Genomic DNA, 21,610 nt, shown 5'->3' on the forward strand with positions numbered 1-21,610 from the left:
GCCGCGCTGACACAATAAACCTGGAGAAGCAGCATGTTCACCCATGTCATGATCGGCAGCAATGACCTCGACCAGTCCAAGCGCTTCTACGATGCGACCTTCCTCGCTATTGGCGGCGAGAAGGGCGTGACCGATGCGGGTGGCAGGCTGGTCTATGCGCACGACGGCAGCCGGCTGATGGTCACCAAGCCCATCGACGGCAAGCCGGCAACGCATGCCAATGGCGGTACGATCGGCATTCTGGCGCCCACGGCAGAACAGGTCCAGGCCTGGCATGACGCCGGTGTCGCCAATGGCGGCACTTCGGTGGAAAACCCGCCCAACGAGCGACCCAACGGCGCCTTTGTCGCCTATCTCCGCGATCCAGACGGCAACAAGCTTTGTGCCCGCACGCGCGCCACCAAGTAGCAGGAGAAGCGGGTTGATGCGCAGGTGGATTGCAGCGATCGGAGGGGTGGCGCTGGCGACAGCCTTCAGCCAGTTCCCCGAATACGCTCAGCAATATACCCAGCGCCTTGGCGGCGCCGTCGATGAGCTGCGCGTCATCACCACCGACTTCGACCGTGCGGCCGAGCTTGGCGGGCTCGATCGCACGCAGGCGCTTGAACGCTACAACGCCTCCAATGACGATTTTCTCGCGGGCCGCGGCACCTCGATGACCGCGACCTTCCAGCGCTTCGAGCAGCTGAGCACGACGCTGGCGCAGATCCAGAATGCCGGGCCGGCCGAGCGCTTACAGTCGCTGCCCGCCTATCTCGATAGCGATATCGGACGCCGAACGCTGGAAAACTACCGGCCGGCGGTGCCGGTAACGGTGGAAGGCGTCCTATATGCCGGCGCCGGATTCATCCTTGGCTACCTTGTGCTGTCTGCTCTAGTGCGGCTTTGCACCATGCCGTTCAAGCGGCGGCGCGATCGCATAAGGGTTTCCAGAATTTAGTCAGGTCCATTCGAGCATAGCTCTTGTGGCCTTCGTCGCTTGCGCAGCGCCACCGGCGCTGCTTGTCCTTCGAACACGCCGCGAAGGATATAAACAAAGCTTTATATCCTTGATTGATCCGAACCCTCGCCTCTCGTATAGGAGGGGCAATTGATCATTTCCGGAGCACGCCATGCCCACCAATTCGACCGACTATGCGGTCAAGGACATTTCCCTCGCCGATTTCGGCCGCAAGGAACTCGATATCGCCGAGATCGAAATGCCGGGCCTGATGGCGATCCGCGCCGAATATGCGGCGTCGCAGCCACTCAAGGGCGCCCGTATCGCCGGCTCGCTCCACATGACCATCCAGACCGCCGTGCTGATCGAGACGCTGGTCGCGCTCGGCGCCGAAGTGCGCTGGGTGTCGTGCAACATCTTTTCAACCCAGGACCATGCTGCCGCGGCGATCGCCGCCGCCGGTATTCCGGTTTTCGCCCACAAGGGTGAAACGCTCGAGGAATATTGGGATTTTACCGACCGCATGATGGATTGGCCGGGCTCGACGCCCAACATGATCCTCGACGATGGTGGGGACGCCACCATGTATATCCTGACCGGCGCAAAAGCCGAAAAGGACATTTCGGTGCTCGATAAGCCCGGCAACGATGAGGAAGAAATCTTCTTTGCCACCATCCGCCGCCGTCTTGAAAAGAGCCCCGGCTTTTTCAGCAAGATCAAGCAGGCGATCCGCGGCGTTTCCGAAGAAACGACGACGGGCGTCATGCGCCTCTATCAGCTGCACGCCAAGGGCGAGCTGCCGTTCCCGGCCATCAACGTCAATGACTCGGTGACCAAGTCCAAGTTCGACAACAAGTATGGCACCCGGGAGTCGCTGGTCGACGCCATCCGCCGCGGCACCGACGTCATGTTGGCCGGCAAGGTCGCCGTGGTCTGCGGCTATGGCGATGTCGGCAAGGGCTCGGCGGAGTCGCTGCGCGGCGCCGGTGCCCGCGTGCTGGTGACCGAAGTCGACCCGATCTGCGCTCTTCAGGCGGCAATGGAAGGGTTCGAGGTCGTGACGCTCGAAGATGCTGCGCCGCGCGCCGACATCGTCGTCACCGCGACCGGCAACAAGGACGTGCTGACGCTCGACGACATGCGCAACCTCAAGGACATGGCCATCGTCTGCAATATCGGTCACTTCGACAACGAGATCCAGGTTGCAGGCCTCCGCAACTTCAAGTGGACCAATGTGAAGCCGCAGGTCGACCTCATCGAAAAGCCTGATGGCAAGCGCCTGATCCTCCTTTCCGAGGGCCGCTTGGTGAACCTGGGCAATGCCACCGGACACCCGAGCTTTGTGATGTCGGCCAGCTTCTCCAACCAGACGCTGGCGCAGATCGAGCTTTGGACCAATGGCGACAAGCTCGAAAAGAAGGTGCATGTCCTGCCCAAGCATCTCGACGAAAAGGTCGCCGAGCTGCATCTGGCCAAGCTGGGCGCTAAGCTCACCAAGCTTACCAAGGACCAGGCCGACTATATCGGCGTGACGCCCGAAGGGCCATTCAAGTCGGCCGACTATCGCTACTAGGAAACAAAAAGCCCGGTCCGCCGGGCTTTTTCCAGGTCCTGGTCAGCGTCTTGATGGCGCGTTCGAGATCGTTGCTCGTATAGGGCTTGATGACGGCGACGGACCCGTCGGCTTCCTCGCTGGCCCGATGGTCGCCGGTGGCCAGGACGACAAGGAGATCCGGCCTCTGGTCGCGGCAGGCCTTGACGAGGTCGAGGCCATTGATGTCGGGCAGGCCGAGATCTGTCATCAACAGGTCGATCTCGCCGGATAGGGCCTCCATGGCCTGGCGTCCGGTGCCGACGCCGACCACTGTGTGACCGAGGCTTTCGAGCATGTCCGCGGTGCTGTAGCGGATCAGCGCGTCATCCTCGACCAAGAGGATGCGCAATGCCTTGCGCTCGGCAGGCGCGGCTGCTTCCGGCACGCGAACTTTGGTGGCAGCATTGCGCTGCTGCTGGTTGCCGAGCACGTGGCGGATCTTTCGCGCCAGGGTTTCGCGCGCATAGGGCTTGGGCAGCAGTTCGACGCCGGCGTCGAGCCGGCCGCCATGAACGATGGCGTTTTCCGTGTAGCCGGAGGTAAAGAGCACCGCGACGCCCGGCAGGCGCTCCTTGGCCTTGCGCGCCAGTTCAGGACTGCGAACGGGGCCGGGCATGACCACATCGGTAAAGACCAGGTCGATTTCGGCGCCGCTTTCGATAATGGTGAGGGCACTGGCGGCATCGCGGGCGCGCAGCGTGCGATAGCCAAGGTCGGTAAGGAGCGAAACGGTGGTTTCGCGGACGGCATCGTCGTCCTCGACCACGAGAACCGTCTCGGTGCCGCCCTGGACCGGCGCAGCGCGTAGATCGAGCACGACGTCCTCCGCCTCATGGGAGCGCGGCAGGTAGATCTTGACGGTCGTGCCGTGGCCGACTTCGCTATAAAGCTTGATGTGGCCGTTCGATTGCTTGACCAAGCCATAGACCATGGAGAGGCCGAGGCCCGTGCCCTTGCCTTCCGGCTTGGTGCTGAAGAAGGGGTCGAACACCTTGTCGAGCACATCGGGCGGGATGCCGGAGCCGGTATCGGTCACGGCAATCAGTACATACTGCCCGGGCGTCGCGTCGTTCCTCCAGGCATAGACGTCGTCAAGCGACGCGTTGGTCGCCTCGATGGTCAGCCGGCCCTGGCCCTCCATGGCGTCGCGCGCATTGATGGCAAGGTTGAGGACGGCGTTTTCGATCTGGTTGGGATCGATCAGCGTGTTCCACAAGCCGCCCGAGACGACGGTCTCGAGCTCGACCTCTTCGCCTAGCGTGCGGCGCAGCATGTCGTCCATGCCCTGGAGGAAACGCCCCACATTGATGACCTTGGGCTCGAGCGGCTGCCGCCGGCCGAAGGCAAGAAGTTGCGAGGCAAGCTTTGAGCCACGCGTCACGCCCATCAGGGCATTCTGCACCCGCGTTTCGGCGCGCTGGTTGCCGGCGATCTCCTTGTTGAGGAGCTGCAGATTTCCGCTGATCACCTGCAGCAGATTGTTGAAGTCATGGGCGACGCCGCCGGTGAGCTGGCCTAATGCTTCCATCTTCTGGGAGCGGCGCAACTGCTCTTCGAGGTTCTTGCGCATGGTGACGTCGCGACCGGCGCCATAAAACTGGTCGCCTTCGGGCACGCAGGTCCAGGAATAAGAGCGGTATTCCCCATTCTTGGCACGGATGCGGAGGTCGAAATCGCGCAGCGTTTCGCCCGAAAGAAGACGCTCCCCTGGTCAGTCAGGCCCAAAAGGTCTTCCGGATGCACCAGCGTATCCGAACGCATGCCGATCAGCTCTGCTTCGGTATAGCCAAGAGCCGTCGTCCAAGCCGGATTGACGCTGCGGTAGAAGCCGTCGAGGCCGCAGACCACGATCAGGTCCTCGCTGATCCGCCAGGTCATATCGCGCTCATGCGTGTGCGCGCCTCGACCTGGGAGGCGAGGCTTTCATTGAGGCGTCGAAGTGCTTCTTCGGCGCGTTTGCGATGGGTGACGTCATAGCCTTCGGCAAAGATGCCGGTGACCTCGCCGGTGTCGTTGACGATCGGCTGGTAGACGAGATTGACGAACCGCTCTTCGGGTGCCGCGTCGGGCCTCCGTTGCACGGAAACGGCCATGTCGCGGCCGATATAGGGTTCGCCCGATCGATACACCTGGTCGAGGATCTCGAAATAGCCCTGTCCCTGCACATCGGGAAGGGCCTGGCGGATCGTCTTGCCGACAAGATCGCGATGCCCGACCAGTTGCAGGTAGGCCTCGTTCATGAATTCGAACACGTGCTCGGGACCGCTGAGCACGCACATGAAGCTTGGCGCATGCTGGAACAGCGAGCGAAGCCGGTCGCGCTCGGCGGTGCGCTGATCGACTTCGGAGCTGAGGCGGGCATTGGTTTGCTCGAGCAGTTCGGCAGCGTCCTGCCGCATCCGCAACGCGTCGCTCAAGGCAAGCGCGCGGCGCCTTTCGGACTCAAAGGCTTCGGCGCCAGATAGGCCTGCCGAAATCTGACCGGCAATGAGCTTCAGGAAACCATAATAGTCGTCGTCGAAGGGCCGCAGGGCATTGACCCCGACGACCATGGCGCCGAGGGCCGCTTCGCCGCCCTGGCCGACCAGGGGCACGACGATGGCATTGTCTGGCTGCCGGTCCCACGCGCCGCGGGGTAGGGACATGCGGCTGACATCCTGCGGCGCGCGACTGTCGAGGTTGATCAGCGGCTGCGGGCCAAGCAGGTCATGCCCGTCCGGCACGCCGGTCGAGAAAGCGAGTGGGGTCTCGTCTTCGTTGAACAGATAGATCAGCGTGAATGGCAGGTCGCGGAGATTGTCGCTGAGCGCCAACCGCGCCGCCTTGATCACGGAGGCCTTATCGGTCGCGCCGGCCAGGTTTTGCGACAGCATGCGCAGCGTTTCCATGCGCCGTTCGGCGATGACGCGATGCGTTTCTTCCGAGACAGCACAGAGCAAGCCGGCAGTCTTGCCGTCCTCTCCGAGAACAGGACTATAGGAAAAGGTGTGATAGGTTTCTTCCGGTACGCCAGAGCGCTCGATGATCAGGAGCAGCGCCCGGTCCCAAGTGGCCTTGCCATCTTCGTAGACGGTGCGGATGCGGCCTTCGATATCATCCCAGATTTCGGCCCAAAGTTCCTTGGTCGGCTTGGCGAGCGACTCCGGATGCTTGATGCCCAGCGTTGGCCGGTAGGCGTCGTTGTAGAGAAAAGCGACTTCTGGTCCCCAACCAAGCCACATCTCGAATTTCGAGGTGAGAAGAATGCCGATCGCGACCTTGAGCGCCTGCGGCCAATCTTCGGGATTGCCGAGCGAGGTCGTGCTCCAATCCTTGGCGCGCATCAATTGCGCCATCTCGCTGTCACCAGGAAAAATACGATGCAGCGGGGTCAGGTCATTCACGGGAGAGGCTCCTTTGCGAGCCTTAGAATTGGTGTTTTCGGCGCGCCGCGGGTGGAGCAGTCACCCTTCTGGTGTCAGTTGATGGCCTGCGGCATCTGCCTTTGAACGCTGGACATAAGCTGGGTCACAAGGGCCAGAATTCGATCCATGGAATAGGGTTTTGCCAGCATAATGCTGCCCTCGACCCCGTGGCGGGACCAATCCCCTGAACTGTCGCCGCTGGCGTAGATAACGGGGACTTCAGGGGCGAGCTCGCGGGCATGCTTGGCCACGTCCCATCCGCTGATGGGCCCCCAAGCCGGACGTCGGTTATGAGAGCATCCATGGCATCGATTTTCTTGTCTAAAGACTGCATCGCTGCAGGACCGCTATAGGCCAGCTCAACTTCATAGCCGGCATCGGTGAGCGCCTCTTCGATCAAGATGGCGACCATGGCTTCGTCTTCGACAACTAAAATCAACACGCGATCCTTCAGCAACCAACTCATCGGAATGAGGCGTCCCGATTTTAGTTCCGTCGGCTCTTTGTCAGATCGAAAAACGGGAATAAAATTCAGGTTACACTGACCGGAACGAATACGACCTTGAGCCATTGGATTGGCGCTATGGATGGATTTGCCTTTCATTCTGTGTTGGGAGCGCTGAGTTTTGGGGTCTGAGGCGTGTCTTTCGAATGCGATCGTCGTGATCAGCGACTTCGTCGAGCCCCGCCCCAACCCCGCTTACACCACTTCACAACAGCCTCCTTTTTCACCTGGATCAAAGATCGCCCGGAACGCTCGGGTATTGGGTGGATATCTGGAGCGCTTGCCGCTGGCGGCCGTGCACCACGGCTTGGTCGACTTTGCCGAAATCTGGCATCATCATCGCGGCGCCGAACCAGCCTCACGGCGTGAAAGCGATGTGCTCACCCGCCGCAGCTTTCCCATGCACAGCGATGCGCCCTTCCACTCCGACGCCATGATCGACTTCGTGCGTTCACATGGCGCGCCAAAAATCCTGGCCGTGTGGGGCCTCGGCGTTTCGGAAGCCATGCTCGAAGCCTGCCGCGACAGCTTCATCATCTATAATTCCATCGACGCGCCGTCGCTGCGCGTGCCCCCCGAAGTCAGCCGCCATTTCGATCTGGTGATTACCGGAGCGCAGTGGCAGAGCGATGAAGTCGAGGCGCGCCATCCCGCCATGCGAACGGTGATCATGCCGATCGGCCCCGAATTTGCGTCGCCGGAAACGTTTTTTCCGATCCCCGAGATCGAGAAGCGCTTCGACGTCATCTATGTGGCGGCGGCCCAGCCTTATAAGCGGCACGACATCTTGCTCGATGCACTGGCGCGCGCGCCGCGTCCACTGAAGGCGCTTTGCGTTATCGGCTATGGCGAAGAAAGCGATCGCCTGCGGCACGAAGCAACCGAGCGGGGGCTCGATGTCGAGTTCGTCGGTCCGCCCGGCGTGTCGCATGCCGAGGTCAACCGGCTGATGAACGCCGCCCGCGTGGGCGTGGTCTGTGGCGTCAACGACGGTGCCCCTGCTATTCTCACCGAATATATGCTGGCGGGCCTGCCGGTGGTCGCCAATTCCGCGCTCCGCTGCGGCCTTCAATATATCCTGCCTGAGACCGGGCTTGCGGTGCCCGGCGACAAGTTCGAGAGTGGCATCATCGAGGCGCTGGAGCGGAGCGACTTTGCTCCACGTCAAGCGGTCCTCGACTTCTGGACCTGGCCGCATTCTATCACCAAGCTTGCTGAGCTGATCGCATCATCCCGAGCGCGTCAGAGCCAGCCTGCACAACTCGAGCTCGTATGAGATCGCCATGAACGTGCAAGTTTTGCCTTCATCCCTCGACTGCAACGACAGCATCCCGCTCATCTGTTTTTCGCATCTGCGCTGGGATTTCGTGCTGCAGCGCCCGCAGCACCTGATGAACCGTTTCGGCCGCACGCGGCAAATCTTCTTTTTCGAAGAATTCATCCCGACCGATCACCACACGCCCTATCTCGAATACCACCCCTATGCCGGCACCGAGATCGTCTCCGTCCGCCCGCGTATTCCGCACTGGTGGGATGAAGCGCAGCGCAATGACGGGTTGAAGCACCTGCTCGATCTGCTGCTGCGGCTCAATCGCGTCTCAAAGCCGATCCTGTGGTTCTATAGCCCGCAGATGTTCACCTTTGCTCGCCATGTCGATGCGTCCGCTGTGGTCTATGACTGCATGGACGAGCTGGCCAATTTCCGCTTCGCGCCACCGGGCCTTAAGGAGTTGGAAGCCGAGCTTATGGCGCGCGCCGATCTTGTGCTGACGGGCGGATCGAGCCTTTACCAGGCCCGCAAGAACCAGCATGACAACATCCACCTCTTCCCCTCCGGCGTCGAGCTCGGCCATTTCCGCACCGTGCGCGGCGATATCGTGCCCGAAGCGGGGATGGTGGCGCTGCCTGGCAAGAAGCTTGGCTTTTATGGCGTGATCGATGAGCGTATCGACCTGCCGCTCTTGGCAAAGCTTGCCCGTTCGCGACCGGACTGGTCGATCGTCATGGTCGGGCCGCTGGCCAAGATCGGCCAGCATGACCTGCCGCAGGCGCCCAACCTTCATTTCGTCGGCCCGCGAGCCTATGCCGATCTGCCGTCCTGCCTTGCCGCATGGGACGTGGCGCTGATGCCCTTCGCGATCAACGAGGCGACGCGCTTTATCAGCCCCACCAAGACGCCGGAATATCTTGCGGCCGGCCTCCCGATCGTCTCGACGCCGATCGTCGACGTGATCGCCACCTATGGCGATGTCGAGGCAGTACATATTGCCGATACCGCCGAAGCTTTCGTCGCGGCCTGCGAAGCGGCGCTCGCTACCGACATGGCGCCGCTCCTGCCTGAAGTCGATCGCAAACTAGCCTCCATGAGCTGGGACGAGACCCATCGCCGCATGAATGACCTTTTGGATGAAGCGATCGAGCGACGGGAAAACGTGCCGGTCGCGCCGGTCGTGCATCGCCCGGGGCGCAAAGGTCCCTATGATTTTCTGATCGTCGGCGCTGGCTTTGCCGGCAGCGTCTTGGCCGAGCGGCTGGCGGCCGGCTCGAACAAGCGCGTGCTGCTCTGCGATCGTCGCCCCCATATCGGCGGCAATGCCTATGATCACCGCGACGCGGCGGGCGTGCTGGTGCACAAATATGGGCCCCATATTTTCCACACCAACAGCGACGACATCGTCACCTACCTGTCGCGCTTTACCGCCTGGCGTCCTTATGAGCATCGCGTGCTGGCGCAGGTCGGCGACAAGCGCGTGCCGATGCCCATCAACCGCACGACGCTGAACGCGCTTTACGGTCTTGATCTGCGCACCGACGCGGATACCGAAGCGTTCCTCCGGTCGCGCGCCGAGCCGATCGAAACCATCCGCACCTCACGCGACGTGGTGATCAACCAGGTCGGCAGCGAACTCTATCGCACTTTTTTCGAGGGCTATTCGCGCAAGCAGTGGGGAATCGACCCCAGCGAACTCGACAAGGCGGTGACAGCGCGCGTGCCGACGCGCTTCAACGATGACGACCGCTACTTCCTCGATACGTTCCAAGCCATGCCGCTCCATGGCTATACGGCCATGTTCGAGAACATGGTCGACCACGACAATATCGAGCTGGCGCTGGGCGTCGACTACAAGGATCTGGCGGCCGACCAGATGGCGCCGCAAATCATTTATACCGGCCCGATCGACGAATATTTCGGCCATCGTTTCGGCAAGCTGCCGTATCGCAGCCTGCGCTTCCAGCATGAGACGCTGAACCAGCGCCGCTTCCAGCCGGTGGCCGTGGTCAACTATCCCGATCCTTCGGTGCCCTATACGCGCATCACCGAATACAAGCACCTGACCGGCCAGGTGCACGAACAAACGTCCATCACCTACGAGTTCCCGCAGGCCGATGGCGACCCCTACTACCCCATTCCGCGGCCCGAAAACGCTGCGCTCTATAAGCAATATGAGGCGCTGGCCAAGGAGCAGGGCAACGTTACCTTTGTCGGCCGCCTCGGCACCTATCGCTACTACAACATGGACCAGGTCGTGGGCCAGGCGCTCGCCACCTATCGGCGCATGAGCATCGCGACCGAAGCGCGCGAACAGGCGGCGGTGACGGCGTGACGCAGAAAATCGTTCTGGTGACCGACAGCACCGAGCCATCCGGCATGGGCGCGCATATGCTGACACTTGGCGCCGCGCTTGCTGCCGATTTCGACATCCTCGTCGCCGCACCCGAAGGGGAAGGTGGTGACAAACTGCTGCGCGAAGCGGCCGGGCTTGGCCTTCGCATCAAGCGCTTCGACCTGGGGCGAATGGATGCGTTTCGGAACTGGCTCGCGAGCTACGGACCCGACCTCGTCCATGTCCATGCCGGGATCGGCTGGGAAGGTCATGGCCTTGTGCGGGCAGCGCATGCGGCCGGCGCGCCGGTGGTGCGCACCGAGCATCTGCCGTATCTTTTGACCGATGTTGTGCAGCAGGCCGAGTATCGCGCCATGCTCCTGTCGGTCGATAGCCGTATCGCTGTGTCCAATGCCGTGGCCCAAACGCATGCCGGCAAAGGCAGGGGCGCTATTCGCACCGTGCGCAACGGGGTGACGCCGAAGGTTGCGACGCAGGGGCGGGACGAAGTTCGTGCCGGCCTTGGCGTTGGTGACGGTGAAAAGCTGGTGCTGACCATCGCGCGGTTTACGGCGCAAAAGGGCTATGACCTCCTGGTCGAGGCAGCGGCTACGGTGTTGCAGCAGGAGCCGCAGACCAGGTTTGCTCTGGTCGGGACCGGACCCGAAGCCGCCGCAATCGAAGCAGCGATTAGTGAGGCTGGGCTTTCCGAGCGGGTAAAACTTCTCGGTCACCGCTCCGACGTGGCAGACCTCCTGGCCGCAGCCGACGTTTTCGTGCTGCCATCGCATTTCGAGGGCCTGTCGCTGGCGCTGCTTGAAGCGGCTTCTGCCGGCTTGCCGATCGTCGCGACGACGGCTGGCGGCAATGTGGAGGCGCTGGGTAGCGAGCATGCCTTCCTGGTTGCGCCCAATGATGCGGAGGCCCTCAGCGCCGGCATCATCGACGCCCTGACGGACACAGCGCGTGCCAAGACGGCAGGGGAGGGCGCACAGGCCCGCTTTGCCGAGCGGTTCACGGCGCAGCGCATGGCGGACGAGACCTCAGCCATCTACCAGACATTGATCAAACGACCCGGACAACGAGGCGCAGAACTATGAACAAGACACGTCTCGGCTTTATCGGCGCGGGCGGCATCGCCCAGCGCCATCTCGGCGTGCTCGAACAATTCGACGATGTCGAGCTGGTAGGCTTTGCCGATCCCGATGTCGACCGCGCAGTGCAGTCCGCGAGCCGCTTTGGGGCACGTGCTTACCAAAACTTCGCAGAGTTGCTCGACGATCCAAATCTTGACGCAGTTTACATCTGCATCCCGCCTTTTGCCCATGGCGAACCCGAGCGCCTGGCGATTGCGCGCGGCCTGCCCTTCTTGTCGAAAAGCCACTCTCGCTCGAGATCGACGTCGCCGAGGACGTCGCCGCGCAAGTGGAAGCGGCCGATCTCGTCACCGCCGTCGGCTATCACTGGCGCTATATCGACACCGTCGAGGAAGCCCGCCGGCGCCTCGCCGACCGCCCGCCACAGCTGTTGTCCGGCTATTGGCTCGATTCGACGCCGCCGCCGCAATGGTGGTGGCATCAGGACCAGTCCGGCGGCCAGATGGTCGAGCAGACGACGCATATCATCGATCTCGCACGCTATCTTGCCGGCGACGTGACCCAGGTTTTTGGCCTTGCCGGGCACAAGGACCGCGAGCAGTTTCCGGGCCTCGATGTCGCGACGGCCAGCACGGCAAGCCTGCGCTTCGCCAATGGTGCCATCGGCAATCTTGCCTCCACCTGCCTCCTCAACTGGGGCCACCGCGTCGGCCTCCATGTCTTCGGTGAAGGCCTGGCTTTGGAACTGACCGACCATGACATCATGATCGATGTCGGCGCCGGTCGGCCGGTGCAGCACGCGCAGGGCGATCCGGTCTGGCGCGAAGATCGCGATTTCATCGATGCGGTACGCGGCGAGCCCAATCGCATCCGCTGCTCATACGGCGAAGCGCTCAAGACCCATCGCGTGGCACTGGCCATCAACCAGTCCGCCCGCGAAGGCCGCGCCATCGACATTCCTGCCGGTAAGTAGGCCCAGATGTCCGAACGACTAATCCGCTCCCTCGGCATCGAACGCGAGGGCCAGGCCTCGATCATCTCCTATAATGAAGGGGATCCGGCGCATGGTCATGTGCGGCTCGAAACCCTCTATACCGGATTTTCGGCTGGCACCGAGCTGACCTTCATGAAGCACACCAACCCCTATTTCCATTCCCGCTGGGATGGCGATCGCGGGGTCTTCGTGCCCGGTGAGCCGAGCCTTAACTACCCGGTCCCGTTCTTGGGCTATATGGAAGTCGCACGCGTCGTTGATAGCCGCGACCCGGCTTTCCATCGCGGCCAGATCCTGGCGACCACCTTCGGCCACAAGACCGGCCACACGGCCGACCCCAGCCGCGACGTCCTGATCCCGATGCCCGACGACCTAGACCCGGTGCTCGGCGTGTTTGTCGCGCAGATGGGCCCGATCGCTGCCAATGGCATTCTTCATGCCGATGCCGAACACTTCGGCACCCAGGTGACGCGCCTCGGCCAATCGTTGAGTGATAAGCCGGTGCTGGTGATCGGCGCCGGTGCCGTAGGGCTGATGACAGCCCTGTTCGCGCGCCAGGCCGGCGCCTCCGAAGTACTGGTCGCCGATCCTTCGCCCTGGCGTCGCGAGCGACTCGAGGCTATGGGTTTCCTCGCCATGCACGAGGACGACGCCTGGCACTATGCCCGCACCCACTGGCACAGCGGCGGCGAGCGTGGCGCGGACTTCGTGTTCCAGACCCGCGCCCATTCCGGCAGCCTTCACTCCGCGCTGCGTGCGCTGAGGCCACAGGGCACGGTGATCGATCTGGCCTTCTACCAGGGCGGCGCCGACGACCTGCGCCTCGGCGAAGAATTCCACCACAACGGCCTGGCTATTCGCTGCGCGCAGATCAATCGCGTGCCGCGTGGGCTCGGTCACCTGTGGGACCGGCGCCGCCTCGGAGCGGAAACCGTTTCTATGCTGCGCAAGGAGCAGCCGACCGTCTTGCGCGAGGTGATTACCCATATTGTGCCCTTCGAGGATGGGCCGGCATTTTTGGGTGAACTGGTGCAGCGCCGCCCCGAATTCATGCAGATCGTCTTCCAGGTGGCCGAGTGAGCAGCGAACCGACGCGCATCCTTTTCGTTTTTGCCTGGCTCGTCGTTGGCGGCGAGGAGACTGAAGTGCGGCTCCTTGCCGAGCATCTCGATCGCGCGAAATACCGCATCGATGTGGTCGCCTGCTTCCGCAAGGACGGCATGCCGGAGCAAAGCCACGATCAGCTCCGCCATCTTGGCGTCGATGTCGATACGGTGCCTTATGGGCTCTCCTTCGAAGATACGATCAACTACCTGTCGCGCAAGGTGGCCGATTACGACATCGTCGTTTCCTGCCAGAACGTGGCCGACATTTATCCCGCACTCGAGCGGGCGCATCTGCGTCCGCCGCTGATCGAACATGGCGGGCTCGTTTCCGAAGCGCTGGCGGGCCCCAAGCATTTCACCAATCGCTATGTGGGCGTCTGCAAGACCATTCGCGATGCCGCTGCCGGCAAATTGGCCGGCCGCGAACACCATGCGCTAGAAATCCCCTCCATGGTCGACCTCGGTGCCTTTCACGCCCAAGATCGCAGCCGCTTACGGGCCGAATTGGGCATCGCCGACGATGTTCCCTTGATCGGCTGGGTCGGTCGACTGGACAGCAAGAAGCGCGTCGAAGACTTCATCGAGGCCGCTGCAATCGTTCATCAACAACGTCCAGGAGCGCAGTTCCTCATAGTCGGCGGCCCAGACGCCTTCATGCCGCACTATGCCGACCAACTGCGTGCATTGGCGCATGAGCGTAAACTCGAAGCCAATCTGCGCTTTCTAGGCGACCGATCCGACGTCCCGGCGATTTTGATGGCGCTCGACATTTTTGTCTGGCTGTCGCGCGGCGAAGGCATGCCGCATGTGATCGCTGAAGCGGGGGCAGCGAGCCTGCCCGTGATCGCGACGCCCGACAATGGCGCCCTGCAGCAGATCGAAGAGGGCGTGTCCGGCCTCTTTGTGCCGCATGAAAGCCCGCAGGACGTGGCCAAGGCCATGCTGCGGCTGCTCGACAGCTCCAAGCTACGCCACCAGCTCGGCAGCGCGCTACGCCGCTCGGTCGAAACACGGTACAGTATCCCGGCTGTCCTACCGCAATGGGCCGAGCTTTTTGACGCCGTCATGGCCGAGCGGGTGCCGGCACCGGCGCCAAGGATCTTTCGCTCCTATTGGCAGGGTGGCTTCGAGTGTTCGACCCACCGGCTGCGTCATGGCCGGCGGCTCGATATCATCGACTCCAGCAAGCACGACCTTCATGCCGAAGCCGACTATCGGCAACTCGGCAAGCTCGGCATTAGTACGGTCCGCGACGGTTTCCGCTGGCACCTGATCGAGAGCACGCCGGGAAGCTACAACTGGTCCAGCATCGATCCCATGCTCAGCGCCGCCAAGAATGCGGGTACGCAGGTCATCTGGGACCTGTTCCATTATGGCTGGCCAGACGACATCGATATCTGGCGCCCGCAATTCGTCGATCGTTTTGCCCGCTTTGCCCACGCTGCGGCACGGCGGGTGCGTGAGCAGAGCGACGACGTGCCCTTTTATTGCCCGGTCAACGAGGTGTCCTTCTCGGCCTGGGGCGGCGGCGATGCGGGCTATCTCAATCCCTTCGCCAATGGCCGCGGCTATGAACTCAAGGTGCAGCTGGTGCGCGCCTCGATCGCGGCCATGCATGCCATCCGCGATGTCGATCCGCGCGCCCGCTTCGTGCATGCCGATCCGGCCATCAATGTCATCACCGATCCTGGCCGGCGCCATGAATTCTGGGCGGCCGAAGGGCATCGTCAAGCGCAGTATCAATCCTGGGACATGATCGCGGGACACGCTTGGCCGCAACTGGGCGGCCAGCCGGACCTGCTCGATATCGTCGGCGTCAACTACTACTTCAACAACCAGTGGATCCATGGCGGCCCGCCGATCGATATCGGCCACCCGCTCTATCGCTCGCTTCATCGCCTGTTGATGGAAATCCACGGCCGCTACGGCAGGCCCATCCTTCTGGCAGAGACCGGCATCGAGTTCGACCGGCGCCCGGCCTGGCTGGCCTATGTCGCGGCCGAGCTGGAACTGGCCCGCGCCAAGGGCGTGCCCATGGAAGGGCTCTGCCTTTACCCCGTGCTCAACCACTTCGGCTGGGACGACGACCGGCCATGCCAAAACGGTCTGCTGGAACAGCAATGGACCAACGGTCGGCGGGGCGTTTATCAGCCGCTTGCCGACGAGCTGGCACGGGGCAACGCATACACGACGCGCATCTGCGGCCCAGGGTCGAGCAAGCCGATCGTGAAGTGGCAGCGGCAATAGAGTACTTGGCAGACGCATAGTTTCGCTGTTTGTTCCGCTTAAGGAGCAATAGCGATTCTTTCCGTCCTGCAGACCGATCTCTTTGACTATTTCGATGCGCTGGAGGCGCCGCCGCCTCGCCCGGGCTTTGCGTCGAAGCTCCTCGCGGGCTTTGAATGCGGGTTCCTGGGCTGGAATGGTCATGATCTTCTGGTGACCACAAAGCACCTGCCGCACGAACGCATGAGCGAGCATTACGCCCTGGCGCGGCGCCATGGCCTCCTTGCCGGCCGCGACGGTCTGCCCTGGCGTCATGACCCGGCGCCGCGCTTGCAGATGGCTGGGGCGGCCGGGCTGCAGATCATCTGGGACCTCAACCATTACGATCCGCCACCTGATCCGGTCGGGCATGCGCGACATTGTGCCGAGGCGGCAAGGCACGATCAGCCTTTCTGGATCTGCCCGGTCAACGAGCCGATGATCTATCCGATGCTGGCCGGGATGGCCTGGGAGCACGCAACCGATCTCGCCATCACCATGGCGCGCGTCGCCAAGGATCATCACCCCGACGTCCGCGTGCTGTCCACCGATCCGATCACCGGCATCGGCGAGCGGCAGTTTGCGGCCACCGACCGGCTGGTGCAGGCGGGTCTCGTCGATGTGGTCGGGGTCAACTATTACCCGCATACCGCACGGACCTCGCTGCTCAAGGTCTTGCTCAAGACTTGGCGCCGCTACGGCAAGCCGATCCTTCTTGCCGAAACCAGCTGGCACGATGGTCATCGCATCCACCATCAGCGCCATCCCGGCTTCAACAAGGCGGCCTGGCTCCATCATGTGCAAGCCCAGGTTGCAGAGGCCGAGGCAAAGGGCGTCGAGATGGCCGGCATCTGCTGGTACCCGATCATCGACTGCCCGCCCTGGCAGCGGCCGCATTCGCGCAATCGCTGGAGCCATGGCCTGATCCGCAAGGATGGCGGGGTCGATCCCGCGCTATCCACTGCTTTGCTGGAGCAAGTCACCTAGCCGATTGCATGCGCAGGCCGGCAATGCCATTCCAGAACCGGCAGCGATGAGGAACCCTGGCATGCTGAACGAAGTCTGGTCCACGGCCGTGAGCGAATTTTCCGACGTGCCCGATGTGGGAACACTGACGCGCATCACCATGCGTCTTGCGCTTGCCGCCTTGCTGGGGGCATCCTGGGCTATGAACGCGAGCGCAAGGGGCGTAGCGCCGGCATGCGCACCCATATGCTGGTGGCTGTCGGCGCTGCGCTTTTCGTGATCGGCCCAAGCCAGGCGGGCATGTCGATCGGCGACCTGTCGCGCGTGCTGCAGGGCATCGTGCAAGGCATCGGCTTTTTGGGCGCGGGTGCGATCATCGTGCGGACGGCCAAGAACCAGGTCGAGGGGCTGACAACGGCGGCCAATATCTGGGCGACGGCAGGCATCGGCGTCATCGCTGGCCTCGGGCTGGAGGCGACGGCCGTGCTCTCGGCAGCAATCATACTGATCATCCTGGCCGCAGTGCCGATCGTGCTGCCGACAAAGCCTGGGGACAGCGACCCCCAATAGAAAAAGGCCCGGCATTGCCGGGCCTTCAACATTTTAAGCGTTGATGATCAAAACGATCTTGAGGCTATCAGGGTTGACGATGACGATACGGCCATCATCGAGCAGGAAGAAAAGATAACCTTCATAGGCCGGAACGAGCTCGACGATGCGGACCGGCAACGGCTGCAGTGTGATACGCTGCGGCACGGCAACGCCAATAGAAATGTCGAAGTCGATCGAGGAGACGGTGACGGGCTGAACCTGAACTTCAGTTATCGCCGTGCGGATTTCGGTCTGCTGCTCGGTCGTGACCTCGACGTTTACGTCGGTGCTTGCATTGGCGTCTGCGGCAGCGGCGCCATCGGCACCAGCTTCCGTGGTGGTTTCAGCATTGGCGTCGGTCCTGGTTGTTGCATTGTCGTCAGTAGACCCGGAATCGGTCGTTGTGCTGGTTTTGGACCCGGTGGTCGCGCTGGCATCGGTGCTGGTCGATCGGTCTGCGCCGCGGCGCCCCCACCGGTGGTTGTGGTGGTCGACGTCGACGATTGCGCCATGGCTGCAGACGAGCTGAGAGCCAAAATCACGGCGAGAGCGGTAGAGAGCTTGTTGCGCATATCCTTACGGCCCTGAGGGCCGCCTCCTTGGTTTGCAATGCCAGAAGAACGCGCCTCACCCCGCAGTGTTCCACCTAAGTATTTGTTATTGCTATTACATTTCGATTACAGCAGCGGTAATGCTGTTGTCATCCCGTCCATCTCCGGGACGGCTTAGCCGGCATTTGAAGCAAATGCCGCGGGACCCGACGGCAGAAATTTGCGTTGTCGGGGCCAGTGGGGCAGCAATGGAGTTCATCATGACTTTGACCAAAGCCTTGCCTCTGATCGCCGCAGCCGCTCTTGCCGCTGCCTCCCCGGCGTTTGCCGACGAGGTGGTGCCCACCATCGTTACCAGCGGTGGCCAGACTACTGTAGTTTACGTCTTCCCCACCTCGCCCCAGAGCTTTGTGCCCGTGAAAGGTCTGCCGTCCTTTCTCGCCATGCCCGGCGCGCCGTTGCCGCCGGTCTCGACCCAGGTCATCTATTCGGCGCCGCTTCCCGAACCCATGGTGACATCGTCAGCGGACCTCGATTGCGACAACTTCGCCGGCGAAGTCGCGCTGGCCGGAGCCGATATCTTTAACCTGGACAAGGATGGCGACGGGATCGGCTGTGAGTCCGAGGATCGGTGAAGGCCGGTTGGCCCCTCCGAACCGATAAAAAACCCTTGATCAAACCCCGACGCGCTTTCACGGTTTGTAAAGGTTTCTGTTTCGTTCATGGGTCAAGGGGAGAGATGCGGATTTGCCCGCAACGCACAGCCACGAAGACTCTTTTGCCTGGAATCGGTGGCCGGTATGGTCTGTGTGATTCGGGCATGCGGGGGACACGCAGGCTCTGAAGGTTGCCGGAGCCGGGGTGCGGTTCTGCGTTGGCAGCCTTCTTTTGAGTGCAGAGCGTACCGGCAACCTGGCCGGATTGGCAGCGCAACAGAGCGAAAGAGGGCTGGTATGGCGCCGGATCTATTCCGGAAGCATTGGGGATTTGCGACGCTTGCCGCAGCACCCTGACCTTGATGTCGGCAGTCCCGGCCAGCGCACAAGGCGTTCTTCCCGTCAGCATGAGTGGCGTTGCGCCGATCGCCGTCGCCTTGGGCGCGGGCGGTTTTGCGCTCCTCTCCATGGCCGTGTTGCGTACCCTTTTGGTCGACAACAAGGCCACCCGCCGCCGCGCAGCCGAGCAGGTCGCCGCACTCCGGGCCATGGTTGATGAATACGAAAATCTCGTTGCCGGCAGCCATGAACTGACCGTCCTCTGGACCGGCCAGGACGCGCCGCGCTTTTTGGGTCATGCCGCCTCGGTGCTGCCGCAAGGCCGCGAGCCCAAGAGCGTGCTCAATCTTCATTCCTGGCTCGGTGCTGCCGAGAGTAACCGCATGGCCGCTCTGGTCGAAGACCTGCGCATGCATGGGCGTGCCTTTTCGACGAGTCTCGTGACGCTGGACAAACGGCTGGTGCGCGCCACTGGCTGGGTGACCGGCGGCGCTGTTGCCCTCCGCCTCCGCCCCGCCTTCGAGCAGCCCGGTGAGACCGCGGCGGCTCCGGGAAGCGAACAGGGCGTGCGCGCCGTGTTGCGCGCACTGACCAAGCCGGCTTTCCTGCGCGATGACAATGACCGTCTGGTCTATGCAAATCCGGCTTATCTCGCGCTCTGCACGGCGCTTGGCAAACCGGTTTCCGAAACCAGCCCGGCCGAGTTGCTCGACCCCGCTCGTATTGCCGCTCATCTCAAGTCGTGCCGCACCAGTACGGAGCCGGTCACGCTCGCCGTCGACCTGGGCGCAAAGGGCAAGTTCGAGATCGTCGAATTCCCGGTGCCCGGCGGCCGCGCCGGCTATCTGCGCGCCCTGAGCGACGCGCCGCGCGCCGTGTCCGGGGCTGAGCCGGGGCTCAGCCATATCGGTGGGGTCATCGATGCCCTCGCAACGCCCATCGCCATCTTCAATGGCCGCCGCGAGCTGGTGCAGTTCAACGAGGCCTATGCCGAGCTTTGGGGCCTGGAGCCGAGCTTTTTGACGCTCGGCCTCGACGAGCGTGCCATTCTCGACAAGTTGCGGACCGAGGGGCAGTTGCCCAACCAGGTCGATTATCACACCTGGCGCACCAAGCACCTCGAGAGCTATAGCCGCAAGACCCCGTTCGAAGCCGACCCGTGGCACCTGCCTGATGGCCGCACCATCAAGGTAATCTCGGCGCCGTCCGGGGCGCAAGGCGGGGTCATCTATGTCTTCGAGGACATGACCGAGCGGCTCGAATTGGAGAGTGCCAACAAGGCCTTCACCAATGTCATGCGCGAAACCATCAACGCGCTTTCCGAAGCCGTTGCCGTGTTCGGCACCAATGGGCGGCTGACGCTGTCCAATCCGCAGCTTTCCAAGCTCTGGAAAGTGCCCACCAATTTCCTCGAGACCAATCCGCATATCGACCAGCTGGCCGAAGCCTCGGGCCGGGCGATCCCCGAGGATGGGTCGACCATCTGGCGCGATTTGAAGCGCGGCATCATCGATCTCAATCCCACGCGCACCGACCAGACCGGGCGCATCAACCGCTCCGACGGGCGGCTGGTGGATTATGCCATCACCCGCCTGCCGGACGGGCAGACGATGATGACTTTCCTGGATGTCACCGAAAGCGCTAGCTATTCCAAGGTGCTCAAGGAACGCAACGATGCGCTGGTGGCCGCCGACCGGCTCAAGGACGCCTTCGTCGAAAACGTTTCCTACGAACTGCGCTCGCCGCTGACCAATATCATCGGCTTTGCCGATCTTCTGGCCGGCACCGAAGGCGGCAGCCTCAACGAGCGGCAGAGCGAATATATCGACTACATCCGCGCCTCATCGGTGACGCTGGGCGTTCTGATCGACAACATCCTCGACCTCGCCTCGGTCGATGCCGGCATTGCCGAGCTCAATCCCGAGCCGCAGGATATTGCGACGCTGGTGGACAAGGCCCGCGCCGGCATCACTGCGACTTTCCCAGAAGTTTCGGGCGAGCCGCCGAACCTCGTGGTTGCGCTCGAGCCGGACCTGCCGCCCTTTATCGCCGACGGTACCCGCATCGTGCAGGTGCTCTACAATCTCCTCTCCAACGCCGCGCGCTTCTCGCCGCCGGGTGGGGAAATCCGGCTCTCGGTGTCGCATCGCGCCGATCGCATGCTGTTTATCATCGAGGACGAGGGCCCAGGCCTCACCGATGAAATGAAATCGGCCATCCTCACGCGGCTCGACGGTCCGCAATCGGGCGGGCGGCAGCGCGGGGCAGGGCTGGCGCTTTCCATCGTGCGCACCTTCGTCAACCTCCATGGCGGCACCATTTCCGCCGAACGCCGCGAACCCAAAGGATCGCGGATCATCGTCAACCTGCCGCGCGACAGCGCCATGGCCGGGGTGGCGGAGTAGAGCCTAAGGCCCCCACCCCGCCTCCCCCTTGAGGAGGGGGAGGAGTTCGGCCGGGGTTCCTGACTAGATCGTGTCAAAAGCACCAGATGGCTCCTCCCCTCCTGAAGGGGGAGGCCGGGTGGGGGTAGAAGCAACAGGCGCCGATGATGACCGATACCCAAACCTTCCTCTCCGACGACGACGCCACCGCGAGCTTTGGCGCCAGCTTAGCCCCGACCCTCGTTCCCGGCGACATCGTCAGCCTCGAGGGCGATCTCGGCGCCGGGAAGACGGCGCTGGCGCGGGCGATTATCCAGGCGCTGGCAAAAGATCCGGCGCTCGAAGTGCCGTCGCCGACCTTTGCCATCATCCAGCCCTATGAGACGACCGGCGGCGCCGTGCTGCATGCCGATCTTTATCGGCTGGCCGATGCCTCGGAAGCCGATGAACTGGGGCTGCTCGATGATCCCGACGCCATCGTCCTGGTCGAGTGGGCGAACCGGGCGCCACAGGTGGTGGCGGCGGTGACCGTGACGGTCACGCTCGGCATTCCACCTGGCGGGGAAGGGCGGCTGGCCGCGGTGCGGCGGAACTGATCGGGGCGCTCTCCTGT

19 protein-coding genes and 1 pseudogene are annotated in these 21,610 nt (G+C 62.7%); 15 read left to right on the top strand and 5 right to left on the bottom strand.

What is annotated here, in order from left to right:
- Positions 1-33 precede the first annotated feature (33 nt).
- From G5575_RS04805 to ahcY, 3 genes are all read left to right on the top strand, one after another.
- Entirely contained in the window at positions 34-408 is a 375-nt protein-coding gene (locus tag G5575_RS04805; RefSeq protein ID WP_164533307.1) for a VOC family protein, read from the top strand.
- A 16-nt stretch (positions 409-424) separates the two neighbouring features.
- Positions 425-940 (top strand): DUF2937 family protein, encoded by a 516-nt coding sequence (locus tag G5575_RS04810; RefSeq protein WP_164533308.1) that lies wholly within the window; start codon positions 425-427, stop codon positions 938-940.
- 172 nt (positions 941-1,112) lie between these two features.
- Complete coding sequence (gene ahcY / locus G5575_RS04815) at positions 1,113-2,513, top strand: adenosylhomocysteinase (protein WP_164533309.1); 1,401 nt, start codon at positions 1,113-1,115, stop codon at positions 2,511-2,513.
- Here the strand turns inward: ahcY and G5575_RS22110 are convergent.
- From G5575_RS22110 to G5575_RS04835, 4 genes are all read right to left on the bottom strand, one after another.
- A complete protein-coding gene (locus G5575_RS22110) occupies positions 2,488-4,149 on the bottom strand; it encodes a response regulator (protein WP_407924839.1) in 1,662 nt (553 codons plus the stop codon). The two genes, ahcY and G5575_RS22110, sit on opposite strands and share 26 nt — an antisense overlap.
- Positions 4,050-4,412 carry a PAS domain S-box protein gene (locus G5575_RS22115; RefSeq protein ID WP_164533310.1) on the bottom strand — a complete coding sequence of 121 codons (363 nt, stop codon included), beginning with the start codon at positions 4,410-4,412 and terminating at the stop codon, positions 4,050-4,052. Before G5575_RS22115 ends, G5575_RS22110 begins: the two co-directional genes overlap by 100 nt.
- Entirely contained in the window at positions 4,409-5,917 is a 1,509-nt protein-coding gene (locus G5575_RS22120) for a PAS domain-containing protein (protein ID WP_407924840.1), read from the bottom strand. The genes G5575_RS22115 and G5575_RS22120 overlap by 4 nt, the downstream gene beginning before the upstream one ends.
- Before the next feature lie 124 nt (positions 5,918-6,041).
- A complete protein-coding gene (locus G5575_RS04835) occupies positions 6,042-6,542 on the bottom strand; it encodes a response regulator (RefSeq protein WP_164533311.1) in 501 nt (166 codons plus the stop codon).
- A gap of 160 nt (positions 6,543-6,702) precedes the next feature.
- On the opposite strand from G5575_RS04835, the gene G5575_RS04840 reads away from it, so the two are divergent.
- The 9 genes and pseudogenes from G5575_RS04840 to G5575_RS04865 all read left to right on the top strand — a co-directional run bounded on the left by G5575_RS04840 (position 6,703) and on the right by G5575_RS04865 (position 17,046).
- On the top strand, positions 6,703-7,719 hold the full coding sequence (locus tag G5575_RS04840) for a glycosyltransferase family 4 protein (RefSeq protein WP_235935589.1): 1,017 nt from the start codon (positions 6,703-6,705) through the stop codon (positions 7,717-7,719).
- Between the two features lie 115 nt (positions 7,720-7,834).
- Positions 7,835-10,048: a UDP-galactopyranose mutase gene (glf, locus tag G5575_RS04845; protein ID WP_207633043.1), complete on the top strand. Its 2,214-nt coding sequence runs from the start codon at positions 7,835-7,837 to the stop codon at positions 10,046-10,048.
- Positions 10,045-11,148 (top strand): glycosyltransferase family 4 protein, encoded by a 1,104-nt coding sequence (locus G5575_RS21495; protein WP_328765845.1) that lies wholly within the window; start codon positions 10,045-10,047, stop codon positions 11,146-11,148. The genes glf and G5575_RS21495 overlap by 4 nt, the downstream gene beginning before the upstream one ends.
- A pseudogene (locus G5575_RS21500) lies at positions 11,145-11,351 on the top strand (Gfo/Idh/MocA family protein); the annotation flags it as partial. The gene G5575_RS21495 and the pseudogene G5575_RS21500, both read left to right, overlap by 4 nt.
- A 122-nt stretch (positions 11,352-11,473) precedes the next feature.
- Entirely contained in the window at positions 11,474-12,118 is a 645-nt protein-coding gene (locus G5575_RS21505) for a Gfo/Idh/MocA family protein (RefSeq protein ID WP_328765847.1), read from the top strand.
- Between the two features lie 6 nt (positions 12,119-12,124).
- Positions 12,125-13,219: a zinc-dependent alcohol dehydrogenase gene (locus tag G5575_RS21510; RefSeq protein ID WP_328765848.1), complete on the top strand. Its 1,095-nt coding sequence runs from the start codon at positions 12,125-12,127 to the stop codon at positions 13,217-13,219.
- Positions 13,216-15,492: a glycosyltransferase family 4 protein gene (locus G5575_RS04855; protein ID WP_164533314.1), complete on the top strand. Its 2,277-nt coding sequence runs from the start codon at positions 13,216-13,218 to the stop codon at positions 15,490-15,492. Before G5575_RS21510 ends, G5575_RS04855 begins: the two co-directional genes overlap by 4 nt.
- Before the next feature lie 192 nt (positions 15,493-15,684).
- Positions 15,685-16,497: a glycosyl hydrolase 53 family protein gene (locus tag G5575_RS04860; protein WP_164533315.1), complete on the top strand. Its 813-nt coding sequence runs from the start codon at positions 15,685-15,687 to the stop codon at positions 16,495-16,497.
- 213 nt (positions 16,498-16,710) lie between these two features.
- Entirely contained in the window at positions 16,711-17,046 is a 336-nt protein-coding gene (locus G5575_RS04865) for an MgtC/SapB family protein (protein ID WP_235935591.1), read from the top strand.
- Positions 17,047-17,079: 33 nt separating this feature from the next.
- On the opposite strand, the gene G5575_RS21515 is transcribed toward G5575_RS04865, so the two are convergent.
- Complete coding sequence (locus G5575_RS21515; protein ID WP_164533741.1) at positions 17,080-17,571, bottom strand: DUF1236 domain-containing protein; 492 nt, start codon at positions 17,569-17,571, stop codon at positions 17,080-17,082.
- A gap of 307 nt (positions 17,572-17,878) precedes the next feature.
- Here G5575_RS21515 and G5575_RS04875 point away from each other — a divergent pair, with 307 nt between their 5' ends.
- The 3 genes from G5575_RS04875 to tsaE all read left to right on the top strand — a co-directional run bounded on the left by G5575_RS04875 (position 17,879) and on the right by tsaE (position 21,593).
- Positions 17,879-18,253 carry a hypothetical protein gene (locus G5575_RS04875; protein ID WP_164533316.1) on the top strand — a complete coding sequence of 125 codons (375 nt, stop codon included), beginning with the start codon at positions 17,879-17,881 and terminating at the stop codon, positions 18,251-18,253.
- Between the two features lie 383 nt (positions 18,254-18,636).
- Complete coding sequence (locus tag G5575_RS04880; RefSeq protein ID WP_235935806.1) at positions 18,637-21,018, top strand: sensor histidine kinase; 2,382 nt, start codon at positions 18,637-18,639, stop codon at positions 21,016-21,018.
- A 146-nt stretch (positions 21,019-21,164) separates the two neighbouring features.
- Complete coding sequence (gene tsaE / locus G5575_RS04885) at positions 21,165-21,593, top strand: tRNA (adenosine(37)-N6)-threonylcarbamoyltransferase complex ATPase subunit type 1 TsaE (protein WP_235935593.1); 429 nt, start codon at positions 21,165-21,167, stop codon at positions 21,591-21,593.
- Positions 21,594-21,610 lie beyond the last annotated feature (17 nt).

This window comes from Devosia aurantiaca, assembly GCF_011058215.1.
Taxonomy (GTDB): Bacteria; Pseudomonadota; Alphaproteobacteria; order Rhizobiales; family Devosiaceae; genus Devosia; species Devosia aurantiaca.